Genomic DNA, 23674 nt, shown 5'->3' with positions numbered 1-23674 from the left:
GAACAGCATGACAGATGTAACCGTAAAATCGCTGGCCGCCGAAATTCAGACTCCGGTCGATCGCCTGGTACAGCAATTTGCTGACGCAGGGATCCGCAAGTCTGAAAACGATGCGGTGTCCCAGCAAGAGAAAGAAACCTTACTGTCCCATTTGAATCGTGAGCACGGTCAGACCGGTTCAAGTAAACTGACATTACAGCGCAAAACGCGCAGCACCTTGAATATTCCCGTCACCGGGGGTAAAAGTAAGTCGGTGCAAATCGAAGTCCGCAAAAAACGCACATACGTGAAAGGTGATGCAGAGTCTGAGCAAGCTCAGGCAGAAGCAGAAGCCGAGGCGCAGCGTGAAGCGGAAGAGCAGGCGCGTCGCGAGGCGGAAGAACAAGCCCGTCGCGAAGCTGAACAAAAAGCGCAACGTGAAGCCGAAGACAAAGCCAAGCGCGAAGCCGCTGACAAGGCTAAACGTGAAGCAGCGGAAAATGAGAAAGTGACTAATCAACCAACCGACGAAGTAACCAAGGCTGCGCAATCTGATAAAGCGCGCCGTGAAGCCGAAGCGGCTGAACTGAAACGCAAAGCGGAAGAAGAAGCACGCCGCAAGCTGGAAGAAGATGCCCGCCGCGTAGCAGAAGAATCTAAACGCCTGGCTGAAGAAAAAGCGGCGGAATGGGAAAAACCTGAAGAAGAAGACAAAGGCGACTATCACGTCACCACGTCTACTCATGCCCGTCAGGCCGAAGACGAGAACGATCGTCAAGTTGAAGCGGGTCGTGCTCGTACACGTACTGCTAAAGCTGCGCGTCCGGTTAAAAAAGGTAACAAGCATTCCGAAGCCAAAACCGACCGTGAAGAAGCGCGTGCGCAAGTTCGTGGTGGTAAAGGCGGTAAGCATCGTAAGCCAAGCTCCCTGCAGCAGGGCTTCAACAAGCCGGTGCAGGCTGTTAACCGCGATGTTGTCATCGGTGAAACTATCACCGTAGCGGAACTGGCCAATAAAATGGCGATCAAAGGTTCTCTGGTTATCAAAGCGATGATGAAGATGGGCGCTATGGCGACCATTAACCAGGTTATCGACCAGGAAACTGCCCAGCTGGTTGCGGAAGAAATGGGTCACAAAGTGATCCTGCGCCGCGAGAACGAGCTGGAAGAAGCGGTAATGGACGATCGTGACACCGATGCTGCGCAGGAAGCTCGCGCGCCAGTGGTCACCATCATGGGTCACGTTGACCATGGTAAAACCTCCCTGCTGGATTACATCCGCTCAACCAAAGTCGCTTCAGGCGAGGCTGGCGGTATTACTCAGCATATCGGTGCTTACCACGTTGAAACTGACAACGGTATGATCACCTTCCTGGATACCCCTGGCCACGCCGCGTTTACCGCAATGCGTGCACGTGGTGCGCAGGCAACGGATATCGTTATCCTCGTCGTTGCAGCCGATGACGGCGTGATGCCACAGACCATCGAAGCTATCCAGCACGCCAAAGCGGCGAAAGTGCCGGTTGTGGTTGCAGTGAACAAGATTGATAAGCCAGAAGCCGATCCAGACCGCGTTAAGAACGAGCTGACTCAGTATGGAATTATTCCGGAAGAGTGGGGCGGCGAGAACATGTTCGTTAACGTGTCTGCAAAAGCCGGTACCGGTATTGATGACCTGCTGAACGTGATTCTGCTGCAGGCTGAAGTTCTGGAGCTGACCGCAATCCGTGAAGGTATGGCGAGCGGCGTGGTTATCGAATCCTTCCTTGATAAAGGTCGTGGTCCGGTTGCTACTGTTCTGGTGCGTGAAGGTACGCTGAACAAAGGCGATATCGTGCTGTGCGGCTTCGAGTATGGCCGTGTGCGTGCGATGCGTGACGAACTGGGTCGTGAAGTGCTGGAAGCGGGTCCATCGATTCCAGTCGAAATCCTCGGTCTGTCTGGTGTGCCAGCAGCGGGTGATGAAGCGACCGTTGTACGTGATGAGAAGAAAGCACGTGAAGTTGCACTGTATCGTCAGGGCAAGTTCCGCGAAGTGAAGCTGGCACGTCAGCAGAAGTCGAAGTTGGAGAACATGTTCGCCAACATGACCGAAGGCGAAGTGTCCGAGCTGAACATCGTGCTGAAGTCCGACGTACAGGGTTCTGTGGAAGCGATCTCCGATTCCCTGCAGAAACTCTCTACCGACGAAGTGAAAGTGAGAATTATCGGTTCAGGCGTGGGCGGTATTACTGAAACCGACGCCACCCTGGCAGCAGCCTCTAACGCGATTATTCTTGGCTTCAACGTTCGTGCTGATGCTTCTGCCCGCCGCGTGATTGATGCTGAAAGCGTTGACCTGCGTTACTACTCCGTCATCTATAATCTGATTGACGAAGTTAAAGCGGCAATGAGCGGCATGCTGGCACCGGAATTCAAACAGCAGATCATCGGTCTGGCCGAAGTGCGTGACGTATTTAAGTCACCGAAATTTGGCGCCATTGCCGGCTGTATGGTTACCGAAGGCAACATCAAACGTCACAACCCGATTCGCGTACTGCGCGACAACGTGGTGATTTACGAAGGCGAGCTGGAATCTCTGCGTCGCTTTAAAGACGATGTCAACGAAGTGCGTAATGGCATGGAGTGTGGTATCGGCGTGAAGAACTACAACGACGTTCGTGTTGGCGATATGATCGAAGTCTTTGAAGTGATTGAAATTAAACGCACCATCGATTGATTATCATCTGATGTGTTGCAATTTGGGAGGCCTCTGGCCTCCCGAATTATTTGGGAGAAAGAAAAATGGCAAAAGAATTTGGCCGCCCACAGCGCGTATCTCAGGAACTGCAAAAAGAAATTGCAATTATCCTGCAACGTGAAATTAAAGATCCACGCCTCGGCATGATGGTGACGGTATCCGGCGTGGAAGTGTCGCGTGACCTGGCGTATGCCAAAGTGTTCGTAACTTTTTTGAATGACCGGGATGAAGATGCGGTAAAAAATGGCCTCAAGGCGCTGAAAGAAGCCTCGGGCTATATCCGTATTCTGGTCGGTAAGGCGATGCGTCTGCGTATCGTGCCTGAACTGACCTTCTTCTATGACAACTCGCTGATCGAAGGGATGCGGATGTCAAACCTGGTTAGCAACGTGATCAAGAGTGACGTTGAGCGTCGTGGTGAAAGCCCGGCGGAAGATGACAAGGAGGACTAATGAGTCGTCCTCGTCGTCGCGGTCGCGACGTCCACGGAGTGTTTCTGCTGGATAAACATCAGGGCGCATCCTCCAACGATGTACTGCAGAAAGTGAAGCGCCTGTTTCACGCGAACAAAGCGGGCCACACCGGAGCGCTTGATCCGCTGGCGACAGGCATGCTGCCGATCTGCCTCGGTGAAGCGACGAAGTTCTCGCAGTTCCTGCTCGATTCCGATAAACGCTATCGTGTTATTGCCCGCCTTGGCGAGCGTACGGATACCTCAGACGCTGATGGCAATATCGTCGAAACGCGCCAGGTGACCTTCAATCAAGCCCAGCTTGATGCGGCGCTGGAGAGCTTCCGTGGTGACACCTTACAGGTACCCACCATGTTCTCTGCGCTAAAGTATCAGGGCCGCAAGCTGTATGAGTACGCGCGTGAAGGCATTACCGTACCGCGTGAAGCGCGTCCGATTACCGTGTTTGAACTGCAGTTTATACGCTGGGAAGGCGATGAGCTGGAGCTGGAAATTCACGTTTCCAAAGGTACCTATATTCGTACCATCATTGATGACCTCGGTGAGAAGCTCGGCTGTGGCGCACATGTGATTATGTTGCGTCGTTTGCAGGTGGCGAAGTATCCGATTGAGCGCATGATCACCTTTGAGCAGTTGCAGGCGATGGCGGCGGAAGCCAACGCAGCAGAAACGCCAGACTACAGTGCACTTGATGCGCTGCTGCTGCCGATGGATAGCCCAGCGGAAGCGTTCCCCATCGTGAATTTGTTGCCCTCTGTCGCCGCTTATTTCAAGCAGGGGATGCCAGTGCAGGCGGCGAATGCGCCTGAACAGGGGTTAGTGCGTGTCACTGAAGGTGAAGAGCACAAATTTATCGGCATGGCTGAAATCGCCGAGGATGGGCGCGTGGCGCCGCGTCGTCTGGTGGTTGAGTTTCCCGCCTAATCATTAAGCTCACTTAGACCTAACGGCGCATTTGCGTTGCTATGTGGCGAAGAGTAGAATAGCGCGGCTTTTAAAGCGGGCTGCTGAATTAGAGATCGGCACCCAACCATTCATTTATTATTTCGGAGTTCATTATGTCTCTAAGCGTAGAAGCTAAAGCAGAGATCGTTGCTAAATTCGGTCGTGGTGCTAACGACAGCGGTTCAACTGAAGTTCAGGTTGCTCTGCTGACTGCTCAGATTAACCACCTGCAGGGTCACTTCTCTGAGCACAAAAAAGACCACCACAGCCGTCGCGGTCTGCTGCGCATGGTATCTCAGCGTCGTAAGCTGCTGGACTACCTGAAGCGTAAAGACGTAGCACGTTACACCAGCCTGATCGAAACCCTGGGTCTGCGTCGCTAAGTCTGAAGAATCTGATCAACGATGTAGCACATGCACTATGCAGAAAAGCGCATCTGACGATCAGATTTGTGCGAGTTTCGCGAAAAGGGGGCCTTTATGGCCCCTTTTTTCGAGCAATCCGCAGCATTCCGTACCAAACTCATGTATTGTTGCTGAGAGTGATCTTTGCTTGCAGCGTTTCGCGCGGCTAATGAGAGGCTTTACCGCATGAGCGGTTGAAGATTGTCATTAGTCGCGAGGATGCAACTAAAGATCGGTAAACCCCGGCGAGCCCAAAAGTGCTCAGCCCCTCGAATTTAAGGACTTAAATTTTGCTGAACCCGATCGTACGCAAATTCCAATATGGTCAGCATACCGTCACGCTGGAAACCGGCATGATGGCGCGCCAGGCCACTGCAGCAGTTATGGCGAGCATGGATGACACCGCGGTATTCGTGACTGTTGTTGGCCAGAAAAAAACCAAACCAGGTCAGGATTTCTTCCCGCTGACGGTTAACTATCAGGAGCGTACTTACGCTGCTGGTCGTATCCCGGGTAGTTTCTTCCGTCGTGAAGGCCGTCCAAGCGAAGGCGAAACCCTGATTTCTCGTCTGATTGACCGTCCAGTGCGTCCACTGTTCCCGGAAGGTTTCATCAACGAAGTGCAGGTTATTGCGACCGTTGTTTCTGTCAACCCACAGGTTAACCCGGACATCGTTGCGATGATCGGTGCCTCTGCTGCATTGGCTCTGTCTGGTCTGCCATTCAACGGCCCAATCGGTGCAGCGCGCGTGGGTTACATCAACGACCAGTACGTTCTGAACCCAACTGCTGATGAGATCAAAACCTCACGTCTGGACCTGGTGGTTGCCGGTACGCAGAACGCGGTTCTGATGGTTGAATCTGAAGCAGAAGTGCTGACCGAAGATCAGATGCTGGGCGCGGTGGTATTCGGCCACGATCAGCAGCAGGTTGTGATTGAAAACATCAACTCACTGGTTGGTGAAGCAGGCAAACCGCGTTGGGATTGGCAGCCAGAGCCAGCAAACGATGCACTGATTGCACGTGTTGCTGCACTGGCAGAAGCCGGTATTGCTGATGCTTACCGCATCACTGATAAGCAAGAGCGTTACACGCAGGTTGGCGCGGTTAAAGACGCGACTATCGCTGCGCTGCAGGCTGAAGACGAAACGTTGGATGCTGGCGAAATAGCTGACATCGTTCACGATCTCGAGAAGAGCGTGGTGCGTAGCCGCATCATCCGTGGTGAGCCACGTATCGATGGCCGCGAAAAAGATATGATTCGTGGTCTGGACGTGCGCACTGGCGTACTGCCACGTACACACGGTTCTTCTCTGTTCACTCGTGGTGAAACTCAGGCTCTGGTCACTGCAACTCTGGGTACTGCCCGTGATGCACAGAATCTGGACGAGCTGATGGGCGAGCGTACTGACAGCTTCCTGTTCCACTACAACTTCCCTCCGTACTCTGTGGGCGAAACCGGTATGGTTGGCTCACCGAAGCGTCGTGAAATTGGTCACGGTCGTCTGGCGAAGCGCGGCGTGCTGGCAGTGATGCCTAAGCAGGAAGAGTTCCCGTACACCGTACGTGTGGTGTCTGAAATCACCGAATCTAACGGTTCTTCTTCAATGGCTTCCGTGTGTGGTGCCTCTCTGGCACTGATGGACGCAGGTGTTCCGATCAAAGCTGCCGTAGCCGGTATTGCGATGGGTCTGGTTAAAGAAGATGAGAACTTTGTGGTTCTGTCTGACATCCTGGGCGATGAAGATCATCTCGGCGATATGGACTTCAAAGTGGCGGGTAGCCGCGACGGTATCACTGCACTGCAGATGGATATCAAAATTGAAGGTATCACCCGCGAAATCATGCAGGTTGCTCTGAACCAGGCTAAAGGTGCGCGTCTGCACATCCTGAGCGTGATGGAGCAGGCAATCAGTACACCGCGTCAGGAAATCTCTGAGTTCGCACCGCGCATTTACACCATCAAGATCAATTCAGACAAGATCAAAGATGTCATCGGTAAAGGCGGTTCTGTTATCCGTGCGCTGACCGAAGAAACCGGCACCACCATCGAAATCGAAGATGATGGCACCGTGAAAATCGCAGCAACCGACGGCAACAAAGCGAAAGAAGCGATTCGTCGTATCGAAGAGATCACCGCTGAAATCGAAGTGGGTCGTATCTATGCCGGTAAAGTGACGCGTATCGTTGATTTCGGTGCCTTCGTGGCGATCGGCGGCGGTAAAGAAGGTTTGGTCCACATCTCTCAGATCGCTGACAAGCGTGTTGAGAAAGTGACCGACTATCTGCAGATGGGTCAGGAAGTTCCAGTGAAAGTGATGGAAGTGGACCGTCAGGGCCGCGTTCGCCTGAGCATCAAAGAAGCGACAGAGCAGAAACCAGCGGAAGAAACCCCTGCTGCAACGAATGCATCTGACGCCGAGTAAGCGTTTACTGATTGGCTTCTCCCTGCTCTGCGGGGAGAAGTGTTTGGATCATCGCGAGGGCGGGAATCCTTGTGCACAGCAGGCGGATGACAGGATGGTCATCCCAATGTTTGTATTCGGGAGTGGGAAATGAAGCCTTTTTTGCGCTGGTGTTTTGTTGCGACAGCTATCACGCTGGCAGGATGCAGCAACTCCAATTGGCGTAAGAACGAAGTTCTGGCAGTACCTTTGCAGCCCACACTGCAGCAAGAGGTGATCCTGGCGCGAATGGAACAAATTCTTGCCAGTCGTGCCCTGACCGATGATGAACGCGCACAGCTATTATATGAGCGCGGAGTGTTGTATGATAGTTTGGGTCTGAGGGCATTAGCGCGAAACGATTTCTCGCAAGCGCTGTCTATAAGACCGGATATGCCTGAGGTGTTTAACTACCTCGGTATATATTTAACGCAGGCAGGCAATTTTGATGCTGCCTATGAAGCGTTTGATTCTGTACTTGAGCTTGATCCAACTTACAACTATGCGCATTTAAACCGTGGTATCGCCCTCTATTACGGCGGTCGATACAAGTTAGCGCAAGATGATCTGCTGGCGTTTTATCAAGACGATCCTAACGATCCTTTCCGCAGCCTTTGGCTCTATCTCGTTGAAAGCGATATGGACGCCGACAAGGCCAAAGTCACGCTGAGACAGCGACATGACAAAGCGGTCCGGGACCAATGGGGATGGAATATTGTCGAGTTCTACCTTGGCGACATCAGTGAAAAAACGCTGATGGAACGTCTCAAGGCGGACGCAACGGATAACACCTCGCTCGCTGAACATCTCAGTGAAACCAACTTCTATTTAGGTAAGTACTACCTAAGTCTGGGGGAGAAGGACGACGCGAAAGCGTTGTTCAAACTGGCGGTCGCTAACAATGTTAACAACTTTGTTGAGCACCGATACGCATTGTTGGAACTGGCGCAACTCGGCCAGACACAAGACGATTTATCAGAATCTGACCAGCAATAGCTGACGAACTTTTATTGCCTGAATACTTGTAAAGTCATCATCTTCAAGGTGAGGGCTTTTCTGTTCGTCAAAACTTCTAATTTGAGCCGGTTCACACTTTTTGATGAAAATGACTGAAAATTTTCACGACGAGTTATGTAGACTGGCCGCCGCAATCTAAGAGGCACGTGTACTACATGACTGATATTCAAACCACTTTTTCTGACCTTGGCCTGAACGCTGACATCCTCGAATCACTGAACGGTATGGGCTACGAAAAGCCATCCCCAATCCAGGCTGAGTGTATTCCTCACCTGCTGGCGGGCCGTGATGTGCTGGGTATGGCGCAGACCGGGAGTGGTAAAACAGCGGCATTCTCCCTGCCGTTACTGAACAACATTGATCCAACTGTCCGCGCACCACAGATTCTGGTGCTGGCTCCAACCCGCGAACTGGCTGTTCAGGTTGCTGAAGCCATGACGGAATTCTCTAAACACATGCGTGGCGTGAACGTGGTTGCCCTGTACGGCGGCCAGCGTTATGACGTTCAGCTGCGCGCACTGCGCCAGGGGCCACAGGTTGTCGTAGGTACGCCTGGTCGTCTGCTGGACCACCTGAAACGCGGCACGTTAGATCTGTCTAACCTGCGCGGTCTGGTGCTGGACGAAGCTGATGAAATGCTGCGTATGGGCTTCATCGAAGACGTTGAAACCATCATGGCGCAGATCCCAGACGGTCACCAGACCGCGCTGTTCTCAGCAACCATGCCAGAAGCGATTCGTCGTATCACCAAACGCTTCATGAAAGATCCACAGGAAGTGCGCATTCAGTCAAGCCTGACCACGCGTCCTGACATTTCTCAGTCTTACTGGACCGCTTACGGCCGTAAAACTGACGCGCTGGTGCGTTTCCTGGAAGCGGAAGACTTCGATGCTGCCATCATCTTCGTGCGTACCAAAAACGCCACGCTGGAAGTGGCTGAAGCGCTGGAGCGCAGCGGCTATAACAGCGCAGCACTGAACGGTGACATGAACCAGGCTCTGCGTGAGCAGACACTGGAGCGCCTGAAAGATGGCCGTCTGGACATCCTGATCGCAACCGACGTTGCCGCACGTGGTCTGGACGTTGAGCGTATCAGCCTGGTTGTTAACTATGACATCCCAATGGATGCTGAGTCTTACGTTCACCGTATCGGCCGTACTGGTCGTGCAGGTCGTGCGGGCCGTGCGCTGCTATTCGTTGAGAACCGCGAGCGTCGTCTGCTGCGTAACATCGAACGCACCATGAAGCTGACTATTCCAGAAGTTGAACTGCCAAATGCAGAACTGCTGAGCGAGCGCCGTCTGGCTAAATTCGCCGCCAAAGTACAGCTGCAGCTGGAAAGCAGCGATCTGGATATGTACCGTGCACTGCTGAGCAAAATGCAGCCGGGCGAAGATCTGGATCTCGAAACACTGGCCGCAGCACTGCTGAAAATGGCACAGGGCGAACGTCCACTGATTCTGCCACCAGAAGCACCACGTCCACCACGTCGTGAGTTCCGCGACCGTGATGATCGTCGTGATTCTCGCGACTCACGTGGTCCACGCGAAAGCCGTGGCGATCGCGGTGACCGTGATGGCGCTCCACGTCGTGAACGTCGTGACGTTGGCGAAATGCAGCTGTACCGCATTGAAGTGGGCCGTGATGATGGTGTTGAAGTTCGTCATATCGTGGGCGCGATCGCTAACGAAGGTGACATCAGCAGCCGTTACATCGGTAACATCAAGCTGTTTGGTACCCACTCAACTATCGAGCTGCCAAAAGGTATGCCGGGCGAAGTTCTGCAACACTTCACTCGCACGCGCATTCTGAACAAGCCGATGAACATGCAGTTGATGGGTGATGCTCCTGCGTTCGAACGTAGTGAACGTCGTCCAGGCGGTCGTGATGGTGAGCGTCGTGGTAATGGCGCACCGCGTGGCGAAGGCGCACCGCGTCGCTTCTCTGAGCGTCGTGAAGGTGGTCGTGACTCAGGCCGTGAAGGCGGACGCTTCAGCCGTGAAGGCGGTCGTGGCCCACGTCCAGAAGGTGCTTCTGCACCACGTCGTCGTGACGCGTAAGCGATAAACGCTAAAAAATAAAAAGGGACGCCACGGCGTCCCTTTTTTATGTTCGTAAATTAAACGTTACACGCCGCCGGCAATCAACACCCGCTCTCCACTGACGTAGGCTGACTCTTCTGAAGCCAGAAACAGGGCAACCTGCGCCACATCTTCCGGCAGACCAAATCGTCCCAACGGCGTAGCAGCGATCAGTTTCGCTTTGACATCCGGATTCATCTTCTTGGCAGCCAGTAAACCTTCGGTCAGGATGATTCCCGGTGCCAGCGCATTGACGCGGATATTACGCGGCCCGAGCTCACGCGCCAGGCCCTGGGTTAAGGTATCAATCGCCCCTTTGGTCGCTGCCCATAACACCGAGCCGGGTGTGCTGCGTTGGCTGTTAAGGGCGCTCAGGTTAATGATGGTGCCCCCGCGAGCCGGGAAATGTTTCGCCGCCTGCTGGCAGACCAGTAACGTGCCCAATACATTTACATTGAGCTGCTGCTGCATTTCACTGAGGCTGAGTTCGGCGAAATCGCCGTGATGGAAAATACCGGCATTGTTGACCACGATATCCGGTGCGCCAAACTGCTCGATGCTGCGCGCGAATAAACGCTGCACATCGGCCTCGCGGGAGATATCTGCTTGTACCGCAATGGCATCGCTGCCTAGCTCGCAGATGTCCGTGACCACATCTGCCGCACCCGCTTCATCCTGGCGGTAATTAACAATGACGCGAGCGCCGGCCGCCGCGAAAGTCATAGCAATGGCGGCGCCAATGCCTTTCGAGGCGCCCGTCACCAGCGCGATTTTGCCTTCAAGTGCTTTCATTGTGTTTCTCCACCTGAGAATTCGGGGAAGGGTAAGCATGCGCTGTCCCTACAATTTTGCGGTAGCGCAATCCTGCAAGCTTTTTGCACAATCCTGCAAATGTGCTGTGCAGGGACTAGGCGTAACGCGAGCGAAAGGCGAGAATGCGGGGACAGTGATCACTCATCACGGAGTGCGCAACGCATGATTCATCAGGAACAGTGGCAGCAGTTGGTGGCGATGATCGCTCGCCATACCCCCGAAGATGGCCGCCACTTCAGCCCCATCGATTTTCTCTCTTTTGGCCGAAGCTCCAAACCCACGAGCCTGTCGCACATTGCCACCTGGGCCAGTTTTGCACTGGTGGCGCAAGGGCAAAAAGCATTGCGCATGGGTGAAGACGTGATGCATTACGGACCGGGCGATCTGCTGTTAGTGACGCTGGATATGCCGGTGCAATCCTGCGTGGTGCAGGCTACGGCGGAAAAACCGAATCTGGGCGTCGGGATCACCATCAACGAAACGCGCCTGATGCACTACCTCGAACATTTCCCGCTACAGCAGATTGGCGCAACGGTAACCAATGAACGTGGGATTACGGTACACAAAGTGGCGCCGCCACTGGTCGATGCCGTGATCCGCCTGATTGAGCTGCTGGATCAGCCCCAGGATATTCCGGCGCTGGCACCGTTAATTGAACAGGAAATTTTCTATCGACTCCTCACTGGTCCGGAAGGGCCGCGCATCCTCAACATGGCGTTGACGGAACGGCCGGGCAACAAAGTGGCGCGCGCGGCACGTTGGCTACGCGAAAACTTTCATCAGCCGCTTAAGATGGATCAGCTGGCCAGCAGCGTGGGCATGAGTATTTCATCGCTGCACCATCACTTCAAATCGGTCACAGCCATGACACCAATGCAGTATCAAAAGCAGCTGCGTCTTAACGAAGCGCGGCGTCTGATGCTGATTGATAAGTTGGATGCGGGAACCGCAGGGTATCGCGTGGGGTATCAGAGTGCTTCACAGTTTAGCCGCGAATACAGCCGCTTTTACGGGCAATCGCCAGCGCGGGATGTGCGCATGGTCGCAGTGGGGCCAGAAGGCCTGTCCCCACCGCAGTAAGCTTTACAGTGAACGAGCGGCTTCCATGGCCAGCGCGAATGAGCGCAGGCGGGCTTGCGGATCGAAAATCTGGCCATTAACCATGATTTCATCGGCCTGCGTTTCACGCATCAGCGCAGCCAGTCCCTGACGCACTTTATCGCTGTCACCGACAATCGACATGCTCAACGCCTGCTGTACACCGTACTGCTCTGATGGCGACCAGAGGTTGTCCATGTTCTCGACCGGTGCAGGCAGCGGGCCGGGTTTGCCACGGCGCAGATTAATAAATTGCTGCTGCATCGAGGTAAACAGGAAGCGCGCATCGCGCTCGCTATCCGCCGCGACCACGTTGACGCACACCATGGCATACGGTTTGGCCAGACGCGCTGAAGGCTTGAATTTCTCACGATAGAGATGCAGTGCCTGGAACAACAGGTCCGGTGCAAAGTGGGAAGCAAAGGCGAACGGCAGGCCGAGCTGCGCGGCCAGCTGTGCGCTGTAGAGGCTGGAGCCCAACAGCCAGACAGGAATTTTCAAGCCTAAACCCGGCACTGGCTGCACTGGCGGATGTTCACCTTCTTCGGCATCAAACCAACGAATCAGTTCTGCCACATCTTCCGGGAAGCTATCGGCCTGGGCGCTGGAGAGATGGCGGCGCAGCGCGAGCATGGTGCGCTGGTCAGAACCCGGTGCACGGCCCAGCCCTAAATCAATACGGCCAGGGTATAACGATTCGAGCGTACCAAACTGTTCAGCGATCACCAGCGGTGCGTGGTTGGGCAGCATAATACCGCCAGATCCGAGGCGCAGAGTTTCGGTATTCGCGGCCAGATAGCCAATCAACACCGAGGTTGCCGCACTGGCGATACCGGTCATGTTGTGGTGCTCAGCGAGCCAGTAACGATGGAAACCAAGGGCTTCAGATTGACGCGCCAGCGCCAGCGAATTGTGGAAAGCTTCGCGCGCAGCAGAACCTTGCGGGATAGGTGCAAGATCCAGTACGGACAGGCGAACTGTTTTTTTCTCAGACATGGGCACTCCAGATAAGGATGGCGCAGGTGTTATCAGACCTGCGCCAGTCAGTATTACGCATCATTACCCATATTAAAACTGCTATTAACAGCAGGAATATAGCCGGAATGTGCCTTTAGCGTCCGCCTTCAAGCGCCATACCGGCCAAACGACGCCAGTAGCCATTGCAGTCACTGCCGCGCGCCATCATCAGCGGCGCTTCGCCGGCTTCGTTCGCGCGGAAGCGATCGACCTCTGCCAGCGTAGTTTCATCCTGCGGCGAGAGGCGCACGATGTCGATCCAGTTATGCATACCGGCCAAATCGTTACCGAGGTTATAGCAGTAACCGCTCATGGTCTGGATGCCATTTAAGACAAACACTTGCTGGCCCTCCTGCGACAGCACACGGCGGCCGGTAGGATAGTTAATACAGCAAGTCTGGCAGTCATCTTTGGCGCGATTTTCGGAACGGGCGGTAAAGCAGCGTGCTGACAGCGCCAGTGGCAGATGGCCATAGCCGATCACTTCCACTTCAAACTTGTCGCGCAGGCCTGCGGCATTGCACTGCTGCAATAGCTGAATCAGCCAGTCGCGCGACATCTCGACCGGCAAACACCAGCGCGTCATACCTTCTTTTAGCAGCAGCTGCAGTGTTTGCGCGTTGTAGACGTTAAGCGTCGGCCCGGCGACAAACGGCAGCTTACGCTCGGCCGCCATGTTAACGGTGCCGATGTCGTTGGCTTCCAGCAAAAATTCACCGTTCTCCACATAGCGCCGCAGCTCTTTGACTTCCGAAGGTGACTGCAACAGCGCCAGCGTGCTGAGCACCACCTGTTTGCCGTGTTGTGCCAGATGATGGCCTAATTCCATCCATTGCTGGAATGGGGTCGCGCGACGTTTACTGCATACCGCTTCGCCGAGGTAGATGATGTCAGCAGAGCTGTCGGCTGCCTGCTGATAAAAGTGTTCCAGCGTCTCCGTTGGCCAGTACCACAGCACCGGCCCGATGGCATATTTCATAGCGTCTCCTCACTGCCAGCTGCGGTGATAGGCACCGAGCGTGGTCTGGCTACCTTCAGAAAGTTCGCCCAGCGCGCGCATCCAGGGTTCCTGCACCGCGAATTGCTCGGGTGAGGCCATGCAGCGATCAATCGCCTGGCGCCACACTTTTGCCACTTGCGCCACATAAGCCGGACTGCGCTGGCGGCCTTCAATTTTTACCGAAGCGATATTGGCGCGTAGCAACTCTGGCAACAGCGATAAGGTGTTCAGGCTGGTGGGTTCTTCCAGCACGTGATAGCGCTGGTCATCTACTTCATAGCGCCCTTTACACAGAGTGGGATAACCGGCGCTCTCATCGGCGCTGTAACGATCAATCAGCACTTCATTCAGGCGTGATTCCATCCCCTGCGGCGTTTGCTGCCAGCGCACGAATTTTGCCGGCGAGCAGGCACCCGCACTGTTGGGTGATTCCCCCGTCAGCCATGAGGAGAGATAGCAACGGCCTTCCGCCATAATGCACAGGCTGCCAAAGGCAAACACTTCCAGCGGCACCGGTGTTTCACGCGCCAGCTGTTTCACCTGATGCATCGACAGTACGCGTGGCAACACCACGCGGCTGAGATCGAAATGGCGATGGTAAAAGTGGATGGCCTGCAAATTTGTGGCCGAAGCTTGCACGGAAAGATGGCGTTCCACCTGCGGATAACGCTGAGCGGCATACTCCAGCGTGGCGATATCGGCGAGAATCAAGGCATCTGCGCCGTTCTGCGCCGCCACATCAATGGCCGTTTGCCAGCGATTCATCCCATCAGGATGGGCAAAGGTATTGATGGCCACGTGCAGCTTGCGGCGGTGCTGGTGCAGGAAGCGCGCCGCTTCTGCCAGCTTCTTGTCAGTAAAATTAAGGCCAGCAAAGTGGCGGGCATTGGTGTCATCTTTCAAACCGACATACACTGCATCGGCGCCATGCTCCACCGCCGATTTCAGCGCAGGTAAATTCCCCGCTGGACACAGCAGTTCCATACATTTCCTCCCCCCGAATTCCGAAGCGTTAAAGTGTAGGGAAGGCGACAGGCGTGAATGTTGATTTAAGGCAGTGAAAGCGTCACTCAGCATGCAGAGTGAAGGTTATTTAATCAATTGTTCAGCGATTTCCTTGATCTCAGTGGAGGCGAGGGCGCCTGGATGTGGCAATATAGGTAAAATTTTCTGAAGGGATTGTTGATGATGTTTTCGCGCTTACGCGGCCTGATGGTGAAAAAAGGCCCAGAATTCCTTACCTTACCTGTTTCACTCACCCCATTCCCTGTAAAAAAAGTGGTTTTGCAACAACTCTTAAACTGGCAATTTCGTCATGCTTTGTCTGAAGGTGAGTTAGACTTTCTGGAAGGGCGCTTTCTGGGGATTGAGATTGCAGATGTGAATCTGCGCTGGATCACCACCTTGCAGAATGGACGCCTGACCGTTTCACGCGACGCCGAGGCAGATGTCTGGTTCCGCGGTGAAGCCAACGACTTGTTGCTGGTGGCAGCACGCAAAGCAGACCCCGATATGTTGTTCTTTCAACGCCGTCTGGTGATTGAAGGCGACACGGAGCTGGGTTTGGAGGTGAAGAATTTGATGGATGCCATTGAATTGGAGGCCATGCCCACGCCTTTGCGCACGGGGTTGCAGCAGCTGGCTGCCTTTGTTGAGGCAGGAATGAAACAGGACGCGGAGGCCGCTGAGGCGCGCGCGGGGATCTCATGTTAATTCGTACTGAAATTGGTGTAGATGCGGCGGGCATCGACACGTTATTGAAGCGCAGTTTTGCGACCTCCGCCGAGGCTGAACTGGTGCAGCAGCTACGTGAAGATGGTCTGTTAACGCTGGGTGTGGTGGCCACGGACGATGAAGGGCAGGTGTTGGGTTATGCCGCCTTTAGCCCGGTGACCTTACAAGGTGAAGATCGCAATTGGGTGGCGCTGGCGCCGCTGGTGGTAGATGAATCCGTTCGTAAGCAGGGCATTGCCAAACAGCTGGTGTATGAAGGGCTCGATTCCCTGAACGAGTTCAGCTACAGCGCGGTGGTGGTCTTGGGCGATCCCGAATTCTACAACCCATTGGGCTTCGAACCGGCGGCACGTCATGGCTTGCACTGTCGCTGGCTGGGCAGTGAAGCGGCGTTTCAGGTGTACAAGTTAGCGGATGATGCGTTCGCGGGCGCAGAAGGGCTGATCGCATTCGCTGAACCTTTTAATCGTTTCGATTAAACCATGCGTTCAGGCATGCAGGCTGCTGTGCAACCAGCAGCAGCTTTTGCGTGCGGCTGAGCTGCTTCACCTGATATTCCAGGCGCGAAGCGGCCGCGCGATCGCCGGCATCACAGTTAAACACCAGCGTCAGCGGACCCTTGCCACGCAATGCGCGTGCACCTTTTCCGCTCTGATGTTGCTGCAGGCGACGATGAACATCGGTGGTGATGCCGGTGTAAATCATCCCGGCGGCGGTTTGCAGCATGTACAGCTGCCAGCCCTGTTGCATATATGACTTTTCCTGTTCGATGGCTGTTGGGCAGTGTAGCGCGCTTAGGTTAACCTCGCTATGTGCCGCATGGAGTTGCATTGTGTCTGACCATTCTCATCTTATTCGCTATCTCAAAAAACAGCGTGCCCTGTCATTGTGCGCCAGTCATGGCGACGATCTGTGGTGTGCAAACTGCTTTTACGTCTTCGATGAAACGCGTATGGCATTTTGGTTGATGACCGAACCCGATACGCGACACGGCACCCTTATGCAAGCCCATCCGCGCGTGGCGGGCACGGTTAACGGCCAGCCGAAAACCGTGTTGCTAATCAAAGGCGTGCAGTACAGTGGCCGAATTCAGCGGCTAAATGGCGAGCGTGAAGCCCAGGCGCGTCACGCTTACCAGAACCGTTTTCCGATTGCCCGCAAGGTTCAGGCACCATTATGGGAAATCACGCTGGATGTAGTGAAGATGACCGACAACGCACTGGGTTTCGGCAAAAAAATTGTCTGGCAGCGAGACAAAACCAGCGAAAGTTAAATTTCCGCGCCCGATCAAACTTACGCTAACTTTGCGTAGCAGATTCCAATAACCTGAATAACACTATGGATTAACCGCCACACTCTCCGGTGCGGCATTCGTTATTCTGTAGAATACGGAATCTGCTATGACCCAACTTGCAACATCTGCCCCGGCGACGCGCTTCGCATGGTGGAAACCCTTGCTGTTCCTCGCCGTCGTCGTTATTGGCCTGTGGTACGTCAAATGGCAGCCCTACTACGGCAAAGCCTTCACGGCGGCTGAAACCCACTCGATCGGCAAATCCATTCTGGCGAATGCCGCGGACTCACCGTGGCGCGCGGCGCTGGATTATGCGATGGTTTACTTCCTCGCCGTCTGGAAAGCCGCAGTGTTAGGTGTGATGCTGGGATCGCTGGTACAAGTGCTTATTCCGCGTAACTGGCTGCTTCGCTTAATGGGCAACTCGCGGTTTGGATCGACGCTGATCGGCACCGGTCTGGGATTGCCGGGCATGATGTGCACCTGTTGCGCCGCGCCAGTGGCGGCGGGGTTGCGTCAGTCGCAGGTATCCAGCGGGGCGGCGATGGCCTTCTGGCTGGCGAACCCGCTGCTGAATCCGGCCACGCTAATTTTTATGGGCTTTGTGCTGGGCTGGCACTTCGCGGCGATTCGGCTGGTGGCGGGCTTAATCATGGTGCTGGGGATTGCGTCGCTGGTACAGCGCAGCGTGCCGGAACAAACCATTGCCGCGCCCATGGTGATGGCTGCCGACAGCGAGCAGCCGTTTCTGACTCGCTGGCTGCGCGTCATGTGGCGACTGTTCTGGAACACCATTCCGCTGTATATCTTTGCCGTGTTGTTGCTGGGTGCGGCACGCGTCTGGCTGTTTCCGCATGCCGATGGCGCAGTGGGCAACACGCTGTTTTGGGTGATGCTGATGGCGATAGCGGGCTGTTTGTTTGTCATCCCGACAGCCGCAGAAATTCCCATTGTACAGACCATGATGATGGCGGGCATGGGGCTCGCGCCTGCGTTAGCGCTGCTGGTGACCTTACCCGCCGTGAGTGTGCCGTCCTTACTGATGCTGCACCGTGCCTTCCCGGCACGCGCCTTGTGGATCGCCCTGGCTGGCGTGGCGCTGAGCGGCATGCTCCTCGGCACACTCGCCCTGTGGCTGACGTAAATACCAGATCTTCTGATTGCGGCTGCCGCGCCACAGCAGCCGCGCATCTTTCTCCGCTTCCACAAACCGCCCGTCGATCAACACATCAATTTCATCCACCACTTCACGCTGTGCCGCGCTCAGTTCCGCCATCTCATAGCCGGTCCACAGCCAGATATCTTTATCCGGGCATTCGCGGCGCACGCGTTTTACCAGACGGCGGATGTGCGGTACGTTGTGCGGATGCAGGGGATCGCCGCCGCTCAGCGACAGCCCCTGACGTGGAATGCGCTGATCTTTGAGATCGGCAATCAACTGCTCTTCCTTCTCTAACGTAAAAGGCACGCCGGAATCCAGCCGCCAGGTACTCTGGTTATAACAGCCGCGACACTGATGCTCGCAGCCCGCGACAAACAGCGTACAGCGTGTACCCGGCCCGTTGACGATATCGACGGGGTAATAGCGGTGAATACGCATCATCCCAGCGGTCCGGTATCCAGATGCTTAACGCGACGCTGCACCTCTTCCTGCTTACCGGCATTGAACGGCCGCGCATCAGGGCTGCCCAGATAGCCACAAACACGGCGCGTGACGGAAACCCGCGCCGGATCGTGGTTACCACAGCACGGACAAGTAAAACCTTTGCTGGTGCAACTGAATTCACCCGTAAAGCCGCATTCGTAGCACTCATCGATTGGCGTATTGGTGCCGTAATAGGGCACGCGGTGATAGCTGTAATCCCACACATCCTCCAGCGCCTTGAGGTTGTGCTGAATATTGGGGTATTCGCCATAACAGATGAAGCCGCCATTGGCGATGGCAGGATAGGGCGCTTCAAAATCGATCTTGTCGTAGGGATTCACTTTCTTTTCGACGTCGAGGTGGAAGCTGTTGGTGTAATAGCCTTTGTCGGTGACGCCTGGCACCACGCCAAATTCGGCGGCATCGAGTCGGCAGAAGCGATCACACAGGTTTTCGCTCGGCGTGCTGTACAGACTAAAACCGTATCCTGTCTCGTCTTTCCACGCATCCACGGCGTCGCGCAGACGCTGTACAATCGCCACGCCTTTTTCCCGCAGGTGCTGCGCATCATACGGATGGACTTCATTGCCGCTCAGCGCGTTCAGCGTTTCATGCAGGCCGATGTAGCCGAGCGAGATCGAAGCACGGCCGTTGCGGAAAATCGCGCCGACTTCGTCATCAGCATTCAAACGTACGCCACACGCGCCCTCCATGTAGAGAATCGGTGCTACGCGTGCTTTGGTTTTCTCCAGCCGGGCGATGCGTGTCACTAAAGCGCGCTTAGCCAGTTCTAGCCGCTCATCCAGCAGCAGCCAGAAACGGGCTTCATTACCTTTGGCTTCCAGCGCGATGCGCGGCAGGTTCAGGCTAATGACACCAATATTATTTCGCCCTTCGTGGATCTGCTTACCGTTTTCCTCATACACGCCGAGGAAGCTGCGGCAGCCCATCGGGGTTTTGAACGAGCCGGTGACTTCCACCACTTTGTCGTAATTGAGAATGTCGGGATACATACGTTTGCTGGCACACTCCAGCGCCAGCTGTTTGATGTCGTAGTTAAAATCGCCGGGGCGGCGATTCACACCTTCGCGGATGGCGAACACCAGTTTAGGGAACACCGCGGTTTTGTGGTTTTTACCCAGCCCCGCGATGCGGTTGCGCAGAATCGACTGCTGGATCAGGCGCGCGGCCCAATCGGTGCCGAGTCCAAAGCCAAAGGTGACAAACGGCGTCTGTCCGTTGGCGGTATGCAGTGTGTTGACCTCATATTCCAGGGACTGGAATGCGTCAAAGCACTCTTTCTCGGTGCGCACGCGCGCATAGGCTTCCGCATCCGGAATCTGCCACTGTTGTGCCACGGCGCGATGTTTCTCCAGACTAAGCGTCACAAACGGCGCCAGCACTTCATCAATGCGGTTGATGGTGGTACCACCGTAAATATGGCTGGCGACCTGCGCAATGATTTGTGCTGTCACCGCCGTCGCGGTGGCAATGGATTTTGGCGGCTCGATTTCGGCATTGCCCATCTTGAAGCCGTTGTTCAACATGCCCTGAAGATCGATCAACATGCAGTTAAACATCGGGAAAAATGGCGAATAGTCGAGGTCGTGGTAATGAATCTCGCCGCGCTCATGCGCCAGCACCACATCACGCGGCAGCAGTTGCTGCTGGGCATAATGTTTGGCAACAATGCCCGCCAGTAAATCGCGCTGCGTGGGAATCACTTTACTGTCTTTATTCGCATTCTCATTGAGCAGCGCAGCGTTGGTTTGTTCCACAAGGCCGCGAATGGCGTGGTGCAGTTTGCCACGTTGTTCACGGGCTAAATCACGGTCATGGCGATACTCGATATAGGCGCGCGCCAGCTGCGGCCAGCGTCCGGCCATCAGCGTCTCTTCCACTGCGCACTGAATGTCACGGATATCGACCTCAATGCGATCGGACAATCGCTGGCTCACTTGCTCTGCGACCTGTGTACACCAATTCGCATCATCAATCTGAGCAGCCTGCGCCGCCGCCTGAACCGCTAGCGCAATACGCTGCGCTTCAAACGGCACTTTACAGCCGTCTCGCTTAATCACCACCGCCGCCATTTTCTCTCCGTGAAACTATATGTAGATATTTGTGCAGAGTGTAATCGCAATATGTGGTGTTTTGGCTGAAATTAATTGCGTTGTTTTTGACCTGCCGCAAAGAAGACATAACGAAGATTGAAAGCCGCACAATGGTAAAGCGGACTAAACTTCAAAAGTTTTAAGCAGGCCAAACTTCGACCTTTTTACAACTTGATTTGCGACGCGAAGCAGGTTTAATGATTTTTTTTGCCTATTTTTGGCCCGTCATTTAATTACAAGGATGCCTTACATGCCTCTGCAACGAACGCTGCTCGCCTGTTGTTTATCCCTGACTTTTTCCGCTGTTGCTGCCCCCGCCTCTGATCTGCCTTTAATGCCCTGGCCGCAAAAAGTGGTACAGCCCGCCAGCGGTGGCGAGTTCACGCTGACGCCGCAATTCACGCTGAATATTACGGGCGATCATCTGGAGGGAGCTGAAGCGCGCTGGCGAGCACGTATTTCACGTCAAACTGGTTGGCCGCTGCTGCCCACCAGCGAACCGGGCGATCAGGCGACGATCCAGGTGCAAATCGCTCAGGCGGTGGATCCCTTGCCACAGCCGGACAGCGATGAGAGCTATCATCTTGAGGTCAACAGCGGCGGCGCGACGCTAAAAGCCAACACGCGTTTCGGTGCGATGCGCGGCATGGAGACCCTGCTTCAGTTGATTGAGAATAATGAGACGGGAACGCAGATCCCCTTTGTCACCATTGACGATAAACCTCGATTCCCGTGGCGCGGGGTGCTAATCGACTCGGCGCGCCACTTCCTGCCGATTGAAACCGTGAAACGGCAAATCGACGGTATCGCCGCTGCGCGTATGAACGTATTCCATTGGCATCTGACCGATGACCAGGGCTGGCGATTTGCTTCCAGCCACTATCCGCAGTTGCAGGAGAAGGCCAGCGACGGCCTTTACTACACGCAGCAGCAAATGCGCGATGTGGTGCGTTATGCCACACAGCGCGGTGTGCGCGTGGTGCCGGAAATTGATGTGCCGGGGCACGCCTCGGCGATCGCGGTGGCGATGCCAGAACTGCTCAGCGCGCCGGGCCCGTACAAGATGGAACGCGGCTGGGGTGTGTTTAAACCGTTGCTTGATCCCAGCAACGAAGCCGTCTTCACCTTTATCGATACGCTGATGGGTGAAGTCACCGCGATCTTCCCGGATCCCTATATCCATATTGGCGGAGATGAAGTGGATCCAACACAGTGGAATGACTCGCCGAAAATACAGCAGTTTATGCGCGACCATGGTCTGAAAGACACGCACGCATTACAGGCGTGGTTCAATCAGCGGGTGGAGAAGATCCTGGAAGCGCATCAACGTCGCATGATTGGCTGGGATGAGGTTTACCATCCGGATCTGCCGAACAGCATTTTGATCCAGTCCTGGCAGGGGCAGGATGCGTTAGGTGAGGTGGCGAAGCACGATTTCCGTGGCATTCTCTCAACCGGTTTTTACCTCGATCAGCCACAGACTGCGGCTTATCACTACCGCAACGAGCCATGGCCGCAGGGACTTCATGGGCAGGATCAGATTCAAGCCGGAGAGCAAGCGCAGAGCTGGCAGTTCACCATGCCGCGTTTGAAGGGCAGCCCGGTCAAAGGCAGTTTCACTCTGGTGGAAGCGAAAAACGGCTGGCGTGGCTTTATTGATTTCAGCGGCAAAGCGCGGCGTATGGTGAGTGATATTCGCTGGCTGTCACCCACGCAGCTGACCTTTAGCGTTGATACCTGGATGGGGCCGTTCCAGCCAATGGTCACTCTGACGCAGGACAAACTGACCGGCTACATGCTGGTGGGCAATGTGCGCTATCCCACCGAGGGCAATAAGCTGGCGCAGGTGCCAACCGGCATTCAACCCTCCGTCCCTACGCCACAACAGATGCAAAACAATCTGATTGGTGGCGAGGCTGCGCTGTGGGCGGAAAACGTCAACAGTCGGGTCATTGATACGCGTCTATGGCCGCGTGCCTTTGTGGTGGCTGAGCGCCTGTGGTCGGCGAAGGATGTCACCGACAGCGACAACATGTATCAGCGTTTAAACGCGGTGGATCGCTGGGGCACGGTATCGGTGGGATTACAACAGCATCAGCAGGCGGACGTGCAGATGATGCGGTTGGCCAACACCAGCGATATCACGCCGCTGCGCGTGCTGGCGGAGGTGCTGGAACCGGCACAGTATTACACGCGTCAGCACCTGAAGTTCCAGGCCGGGCATTACGATTACTTTGAGCCGCTCAACCGTCTGGCGGATGTGCTGCCTGCTGAGAGTGAAGCGGTGCGCTTACTGGACAAACAGGTGGATGCTCTGATGGCTAATCGCGAGGATCGCGGCGCGGCCAACGCCATTCGCCAGCAATTTCAGCGTTGGCAAAACAACAGTGATGCTGTGATGCCGTTGATATTGAGCAATGACCAATTGAAACCGTTGCAGCAGCAGGTTCAGCAGGTGGCGGAACTGAGCCGCATGGGCATTGATTTGGTCAATGCGATGCAGCGTAATCAGGCGTACGGTGCCAGCGAAGTGGCCGGGATGCATGCCAAACTGGATGCTGCGGCACAGGTGCAGGATGAAACTGTGCTGGCGTTGGTCAGGCCGCTGGAGAAGTTATTGAGGTCGTCTAAATAAACGGATGCGCGATGAATTTCTACGGGAACGGGGTCACTCCACTACTCGTTGGAATGGTGTCCAACTTTCGGGGTTCACTTCTTGAATCGTGCCGCTACCGGGGGATGGCACACCATAGAATTATGCCTCTACGAGGAGATGGCACACTATAAAATCAGGCCGCTACGGGAGTGAAGAGCAAGCCATGAAATGATGCCGCTAACGTGATGTTCTCACACACTCATTGCGCCGCCACAGTTGAG

At 55.0% G+C, this 23674-nt stretch carries 20 protein-coding genes and 1 pseudogene; 14 read left to right on the top strand and 7 right to left on the bottom strand.

Annotation, left to right across the window (positions count from 1 at the left end; genetic code table 11):
* Positions 1 to 7 precede the first annotated feature (7 nt).
* From infB to LH22_RS19145, 8 genes are all read left to right on the top strand, one after another.
* Positions 8 to 2698, top strand: coding sequence for a translation initiation factor IF-2 (gene infB / locus LH22_RS19175; RefSeq protein ID WP_038649419.1), 2691 nt, complete (start codon positions 8 to 10; stop codon positions 2696 to 2698).
* Between the two features lie 65 nt (positions 2699 to 2763).
* On the top strand, positions 2764 to 3171 hold the full coding sequence (gene rbfA / locus LH22_RS19170) for a 30S ribosome-binding factor RbfA (protein ID WP_038649416.1): 408 nt from the start codon (positions 2764 to 2766) through the stop codon (positions 3169 to 3171).
* Positions 3171 to 4115 (top strand): tRNA pseudouridine(55) synthase TruB, encoded by a 945-nt coding sequence (truB, locus tag LH22_RS19165; protein ID WP_038649413.1) that lies wholly within the window; start codon positions 3171 to 3173, stop codon positions 4113 to 4115. Before rbfA ends, truB begins: the two co-directional genes overlap by 1 nt.
* Positions 4116 to 4249: 134 nt before the next feature.
* Positions 4250 to 4519 (top strand): 30S ribosomal protein S15, encoded by a 270-nt coding sequence (gene rpsO / locus LH22_RS19160; protein WP_034826514.1) that lies wholly within the window; start codon positions 4250 to 4252, stop codon positions 4517 to 4519.
* 311 nt (positions 4520 to 4830) lie between these two features.
* Positions 4831 to 6966, top strand: coding sequence for a polyribonucleotide nucleotidyltransferase (pnp, locus tag LH22_RS19155; protein WP_038649409.1), 2136 nt, complete (start codon positions 4831 to 4833; stop codon positions 6964 to 6966).
* Positions 6967 to 7095: 129 nt separating this feature from the next.
* Positions 7096 to 7980 (top strand): lipoprotein NlpI, encoded by an 885-nt coding sequence (gene nlpI, locus LH22_RS19150; RefSeq protein WP_008104288.1) that lies wholly within the window; start codon positions 7096 to 7098, stop codon positions 7978 to 7980.
* Between the two features lie 103 nt (positions 7981 to 8083).
* On the top strand, positions 8084 to 8140 hold the full coding sequence (yrbN, locus tag LH22_RS21060; protein WP_100229640.1) for a protein YrbN: 57 nt from the start codon (positions 8084 to 8086) through the stop codon (positions 8138 to 8140).
* 16 nt (positions 8141 to 8156) lie between these two features.
* The gene (locus LH22_RS19145) at positions 8157 to 10061 is read left to right on the top strand and encodes a DEAD/DEAH family ATP-dependent RNA helicase (protein ID WP_038649405.1); all 1905 of its coding nucleotides are present in this window, start codon (positions 8157 to 8159) and stop codon (positions 10059 to 10061) included.
* Positions 10062 to 10127: 66 nt separating this feature from the next.
* Here LH22_RS19145 and LH22_RS19140 read toward each other — a convergent pair whose 3' ends face one another.
* Entirely contained in the window at positions 10128 to 10874 is a 747-nt protein-coding gene (locus LH22_RS19140; protein WP_038649403.1) for an SDR family NAD(P)-dependent oxidoreductase, read from the bottom strand.
* A gap of 183 nt (positions 10875 to 11057) precedes the next feature.
* Between LH22_RS19140 and LH22_RS19135 the strand changes: the two genes are divergently transcribed.
* Positions 11058 to 11975, top strand: coding sequence for an AraC family transcriptional regulator (locus LH22_RS19135; protein WP_038649400.1), 918 nt, complete (start codon positions 11058 to 11060; stop codon positions 11973 to 11975).
* Between the two features lie 3 nt (positions 11976 to 11978).
* Here LH22_RS19135 and LH22_RS19130 read toward each other — a convergent pair whose 3' ends face one another.
* The 3 genes from LH22_RS19130 to ubiU form a co-directional block, all read right to left on the bottom strand.
* Positions 11979 to 12989 (bottom strand): luciferase-like monooxygenase, encoded by a 1011-nt coding sequence (locus tag LH22_RS19130; RefSeq protein WP_038649397.1) that lies wholly within the window; start codon positions 12987 to 12989, stop codon positions 11979 to 11981.
* A 115-nt stretch (positions 12990 to 13104) separates the two neighbouring features.
* Positions 13105 to 13989 (bottom strand): U32 family peptidase, encoded by an 885-nt coding sequence (locus tag LH22_RS19125; protein ID WP_038649394.1) that lies wholly within the window; start codon positions 13987 to 13989, stop codon positions 13105 to 13107.
* 9 nt (positions 13990 to 13998) lie between these two features.
* A complete protein-coding gene (gene ubiU / locus LH22_RS19120) occupies positions 13999 to 14994 on the bottom strand; it encodes a ubiquinone anaerobic biosynthesis protein UbiU (RefSeq protein WP_038649392.1) in 996 nt (331 codons plus the stop codon).
* A 204-nt stretch (positions 14995 to 15198) separates the two neighbouring features.
* Here ubiU and ubiT point away from each other — a divergent pair, with 204 nt between their 5' ends.
* Together ubiT and LH22_RS19110 are read left to right on the top strand one after the other, a co-directional pair.
* Positions 15199 to 15723 carry a ubiquinone anaerobic biosynthesis accessory factor UbiT gene (gene ubiT, locus LH22_RS19115; protein WP_038650280.1) on the top strand — a complete coding sequence of 175 codons (525 nt, stop codon included), beginning with the start codon at positions 15199 to 15201 and terminating at the stop codon, positions 15721 to 15723.
* Entirely contained in the window at positions 15717 to 16223 is a 507-nt protein-coding gene (locus LH22_RS19110) for a GNAT family N-acetyltransferase (protein WP_038649389.1), read from the top strand. Before ubiT ends, LH22_RS19110 begins: the two co-directional genes overlap by 7 nt.
* Here LH22_RS19110 and LH22_RS19105 read toward each other — a convergent pair.
* Positions 16207 to 16494 carry a GIY-YIG nuclease family protein gene (locus tag LH22_RS19105; protein WP_038649386.1) on the bottom strand — a complete coding sequence of 96 codons (288 nt, stop codon included), beginning with the start codon at positions 16492 to 16494 and terminating at the stop codon, positions 16207 to 16209. The genes LH22_RS19110 and LH22_RS19105 overlap by 17 nt on opposite strands.
* Before the next feature lie 82 nt (positions 16495 to 16576).
* Between LH22_RS19105 and LH22_RS19100 the strand changes: the two genes are divergently transcribed.
* The gene (locus LH22_RS19100) at positions 16577 to 17017 is read left to right on the top strand and encodes a YhbP family protein (protein WP_038649383.1); all 441 of its coding nucleotides are present in this window, start codon (positions 16577 to 16579) and stop codon (positions 17015 to 17017) included.
* A 127-nt stretch (positions 17018 to 17144) separates the two neighbouring features.
* Positions 17145 to 18182 carry a permease gene (locus LH22_RS19095; protein WP_038649381.1) on the top strand — a complete coding sequence of 346 codons (1038 nt, stop codon included), beginning with the start codon at positions 17145 to 17147 and terminating at the stop codon, positions 18180 to 18182.
* On the opposite strand, the pseudogene nrdG reads toward LH22_RS19095, so the two are convergent.
* Both nrdG and nrdD read right to left on the bottom strand, forming a co-directional pair.
* Positions 18177 to 18641: pseudogene (gene nrdG, locus LH22_RS19090) on the bottom strand (anaerobic ribonucleoside-triphosphate reductase-activating protein); the annotation flags it as partial. The gene LH22_RS19095 and the pseudogene nrdG overlap by 6 nt on opposite strands.
* On the bottom strand, positions 18638 to 20776 hold the full coding sequence (nrdD, locus tag LH22_RS19085; RefSeq protein ID WP_038649375.1) for an anaerobic ribonucleoside-triphosphate reductase: 2139 nt from the start codon (positions 20774 to 20776) through the stop codon (positions 18638 to 18640). The gene nrdD and the pseudogene nrdG, both read right to left, overlap by 4 nt.
* Before the next feature lie 271 nt (positions 20777 to 21047).
* Here nrdD and LH22_RS19080 point away from each other — a divergent pair, with 271 nt between their 5' ends.
* A complete protein-coding gene (locus LH22_RS19080; RefSeq protein WP_038649372.1) occupies positions 21048 to 23432 on the top strand; it encodes a beta-N-acetylhexosaminidase in 2385 nt (794 codons plus the stop codon).
* Positions 23433 to 23674 lie beyond the last annotated feature (242 nt).

The sequence above is a fragment of the Pantoea rwandensis genome, from assembly GCF_000759475.1.
Lineage (GTDB): Bacteria > Pseudomonadota > Gammaproteobacteria > Enterobacterales > Enterobacteriaceae > Pantoea > Pantoea rwandensis_B.
This window is presented reverse-complemented; position numbering and strand designations above follow the sequence as displayed.

What these genes read in the sequence shown, in the direction of transcription:
- rpsO (WP_034826514.1), top strand. Translation starts at nt 4,250, where the DNA reads ATGTCTCTAAGCGTAGAAGCTAAAGCAGAGATCGTTGCTAAATTCGGT.
- ubiT (WP_038650280.1), top strand. Translation starts at nt 15,199, where the DNA reads ATGTTTTCGCGCTTACGCGGCCTGATGGTGAAAAAAGGCCCAGAATTC.
- ubiU (WP_038649392.1), bottom strand. Translation starts at nt 14,994, where the DNA reads ATGGAACTGCTGTGTCCAGCGGGGAATTTACCTGCGCTGAAATCGGCG.
- LH22_RS19140 (WP_038649403.1), bottom strand. Translation starts at nt 10,874, where the DNA reads ATGAAAGCACTTGAAGGCAAAATCGCGCTGGTGACGGGCGCCTCGAAA.
- LH22_RS19130 (WP_038649397.1), bottom strand. Translation starts at nt 12,989, where the DNA reads ATGTCTGAGAAAAAAACAGTTCGCCTGTCCGTACTGGATCTTGCACCT.
- LH22_RS19110 (WP_038649389.1), top strand. Translation starts at nt 15,717, where the DNA reads ATGTTAATTCGTACTGAAATTGGTGTAGATGCGGCGGGCATCGACACG.
- nrdD (WP_038649375.1), bottom strand. Translation starts at nt 20,776, where the DNA reads ATGGCGGCGGTGGTGATTAAGCGAGACGGCTGTAAAGTGCCGTTTGAA.
- LH22_RS19080 (WP_038649372.1), top strand. Translation starts at nt 21,048, where the DNA reads ATGCCTCTGCAACGAACGCTGCTCGCCTGTTGTTTATCCCTGACTTTT.
- nlpI (WP_008104288.1), top strand. Translation starts at nt 7,096, where the DNA reads ATGAAGCCTTTTTTGCGCTGGTGTTTTGTTGCGACAGCTATCACGCTG.
- LH22_RS19095 (WP_038649381.1), top strand. Translation starts at nt 17,145, where the DNA reads ATGACCCAACTTGCAACATCTGCCCCGGCGACGCGCTTCGCATGGTGG.
- LH22_RS19145 (WP_038649405.1), top strand. Translation starts at nt 8,157, where the DNA reads ATGACTGATATTCAAACCACTTTTTCTGACCTTGGCCTGAACGCTGAC.
- LH22_RS19105 (WP_038649386.1), bottom strand. Translation starts at nt 16,494, where the DNA reads ATGCAACAGGGCTGGCAGCTGTACATGCTGCAAACCGCCGCCGGGATG.
- LH22_RS19135 (WP_038649400.1), top strand. Translation starts at nt 11,058, where the DNA reads ATGATTCATCAGGAACAGTGGCAGCAGTTGGTGGCGATGATCGCTCGC.
- LH22_RS19125 (WP_038649394.1), bottom strand. Translation starts at nt 13,989, where the DNA reads ATGAAATATGCCATCGGGCCGGTGCTGTGGTACTGGCCAACGGAGACG.
- truB (WP_038649413.1), top strand. Translation starts at nt 3,171, where the DNA reads ATGAGTCGTCCTCGTCGTCGCGGTCGCGACGTCCACGGAGTGTTTCTG.
- rbfA (WP_038649416.1), top strand. Translation starts at nt 2,764, where the DNA reads ATGGCAAAAGAATTTGGCCGCCCACAGCGCGTATCTCAGGAACTGCAA.
- infB (WP_038649419.1), top strand. Translation starts at nt 8, where the DNA reads ATGACAGATGTAACCGTAAAATCGCTGGCCGCCGAAATTCAGACTCCG.